The following is a 2,830-nucleotide window of genomic DNA, read 5'->3' as shown; positions in this document are numbered from 1 at the left end:
TAGTTAATAGGAAATTCCCAGAAAAGGTTGTGGAAGGAAATTGGGCGATACTTTTAAAAAATTATTAATGCTCTTTAATAAAAAGGAAAAGAAAAAGTTGTTAATTTTATTTTTTATGATGATCATATCTGCAATGTTCGAAACAGTAGGAATTGGATTAATTGTTCCGTTTGTCGGGATCGTAACAAATCCAACAATTATAAAAGAACAAGCAATCTTAAAATATTTGTACAATTTAATTGGTTTTAAATCTACCACTTCCTTTTTGATTTTTTCGGTTTTTGTTTTACTTTTTATTTATATAATAAAAAATTCCGATATTCTATTTTTTCAATACTGTCAGAATAGGGTTATTATGAATCAACAAATTAAACTATCAAGAATGTTATTTAATGAATACTTGAAAAAACCTTATGCATTTCATTTGCAAAGAAATACTGCATTATTATTAAGAAATGTAAATGAAGAAGTATCCAAAGTATTTCAACAAATCATTATATCTGGGTTTTTGTTGTTTACAGAACTCCTCGTAATTTTCTGTATATTAGTTTTATTATTAATAACTAGTCCGGTGGCGACAATAGTTGCGTCTGTTTTATTAAGCGGAAGCGTTTATTTATTTTTAAAAGCTTATCGTAAAAAAATGAGCGAGATGGGGAAAGGTTTGCAACATGCTAATGGCATGATGATTAAGTGGGTTAATCAAGGATTAGGGGCAAGTAAAGAAGTAAAAGTATCAGGAAAAGAGGACTTCTTTGTAGAGTCGTATTCAGTATATAGTAAAAAAAGTGCCGTTATTAAACGTGGCATAATGATGTTTGATCAAGTACCAAGACTATTTATTGAAACATTAATCGTATCAATCGTTCTTATTATTATGCTTGTCATTATTTTCGAAGGAACTAATTTATCAACAATTGTATCGACGATGGCTTTGTTTGCTATGGCAGCATTTAGACTAATGCCTTCAATTAACCGTGTAATTGCTATGATTGCGGCCATTCGATTTAATCAACCAGCTTTATCGGTAATTTATGAGGATTTATTTACGAATAAAGAAGAGTCTATTAATTATGAGACAATAGAAAATAAAGATTATAAAGTAGAATTTACTAATGCTGGAGAGCGAATTTTCAATGATTCTATTGATTTGAAAGGCATCTCTTTTAAATATCCTAATCAAAATGACTATTCAATTAAAGATATTTCTTTAACAATTCCAATTGGACAATCCATAGCTTTTATTGGTGAGTCAGGTGCTGGAAAAACAACATTAGTAGATATTATACTTGGACTGTTTCGTCCTGAAAAAGGAACTGTTTCAGTAGATGGAACTGAAATACACCAACTTGGTCCTAAATGGCAAAAAAATATTGGGTATATACCCCAATCAATTTTTCTGTCGGATGATACCGTAAGAGGGAATATTGCCTTTGGAATACCAAATGATCAAATTGATGATCATGCTGTTTGGAAAGCGCTAGAGCAAGCACAGTTAAAGGAATTCGTGGAGTCTCTACCTGATAAGTTAGAAACAGCGGTTGGAGAAAGAGGAGTAAGACTCTCCGGCGGTCAACGTCAACGAATCGGTATTGCTCGAGCTCTATACCATAATCCTGAAATTATTTTTATGGATGAAGCTACATCGGCTTTAGACAATGAAACCGAAAAAGAAATTATTGCAGCTATTGATAAATTAAAAGGTGAAAAGACTTTAATAATCATTGCTCATAGACTAACCACAATTGAAAATTGTGATATAGTGTTCAAAATAAATAAAGGCAAATTAACTACTATTGAAAGAAAGTTAGACCAATCAGTAATTTGAGTAACTCCATTATGTAAAGCATCTATTTTACGAATTTGGTAAATTCTACGTAGGTACTATAATTAGGGGAGTGAATAGATTGGAATCAATAATTAAAATAACTATAAATGCAGCTCCTAAGATGTTAATAAATATTATTATAGGTATACTTAAAATTGTTTTTAATGATCATGTAATAAAGCTAGTAGAGAATATTCGAGGTCTATATCGATATCCAAATAAAATGTTAGGACGTAGGATGCCACAAGAATATAAAGGGGATGTCGACGTTTTAGTTTTCGCTGCACATCAAGATGATGAGGTGTTAGGTTTAGGAACTACGTTACATCGTCATAGTTTAAATGGGGATCGGGTTAAAGTTATATATACTACAAATGGGACAGGTTATGGCCGTGAAAGCTGGAATTTAAGTTTAAGCAAATCCAAAGAAAAATCATATACTAGATTCTCAGAGGCGGTCCAAGGGTTATCACTAATAAACATTTTAGAAAAGGATATGTTTTGCTTAGGGTATCCTGATAGGGGCACACATAGGTATATTGAAAATATGTCCGAAGATATTTTTATGTTAATCCAGGATTTAAAACCAAAGCGGATTTATGTTCATTGTATAGAGGGTGGCCATAGAGATCATGATATGACAAGCTTTGTTGTTAAGTCTGTATGTGAAAAAATGGAATACACTAATGTTTTTGAATGGACTGAATACAATGATATTCAGCCATTAGGATCTATTGATGTTAAGTTTCCAAATTCAGAGTTAGTTAGCTCTGAGGAAATAAAAATTGATATTTCAGGAGAGGAGCGTAATCTTAAGAGAAAAATGTTAGCTGAACATAAATCACAAGACGTGGAACAATTCTATCTACAGGGGGAAGCAATTCGGCAAGCTAACCTTTCACTAGTTGAGGAAGAATTGATTGAAAAATCAATATTATCTGAAAATAGGAAACTTCATGTTCTTAAAAAATATAAAAAAATTGATAAGCTAAATATTTATTC

General features: G+C 31.3%; 2 protein-coding genes. Both read left to right on the top strand.

The window, feature by feature from the left end:
- Nucleotides 1-97 precede the first annotated feature (97 nt).
- Nucleotides 98-1,828 carry an ABC transporter ATP-binding protein gene (locus tag CN514_RS21005; protein ID WP_286141782.1) on the top strand — a complete coding sequence of 577 codons (1,731 nt, stop codon included), beginning with the start codon at nucleotides 98-100 and terminating at the stop codon, nucleotides 1,826-1,828.
- Nucleotides 1,829-1,907: 79 nt separating this feature from the next.
- On the top strand, nucleotides 1,908-2,830 hold a 923-nt coding region (locus CN514_RS21000), incomplete at its 3' end, for a PIG-L deacetylase family protein (RefSeq protein WP_141529457.1).

The sequence above is a fragment of the Bacillus sp. AFS001701 genome, from assembly GCF_002559405.1.
In the GTDB taxonomy this organism is placed as follows: domain Bacteria; phylum Bacillota; class Bacilli; order Bacillales; family Bacillaceae_G; genus Gottfriedia.
The sequence above is the reverse complement of the archived record's forward strand: the minus strand, read 5'-3'. Positions and strand labels throughout refer to the sequence as shown.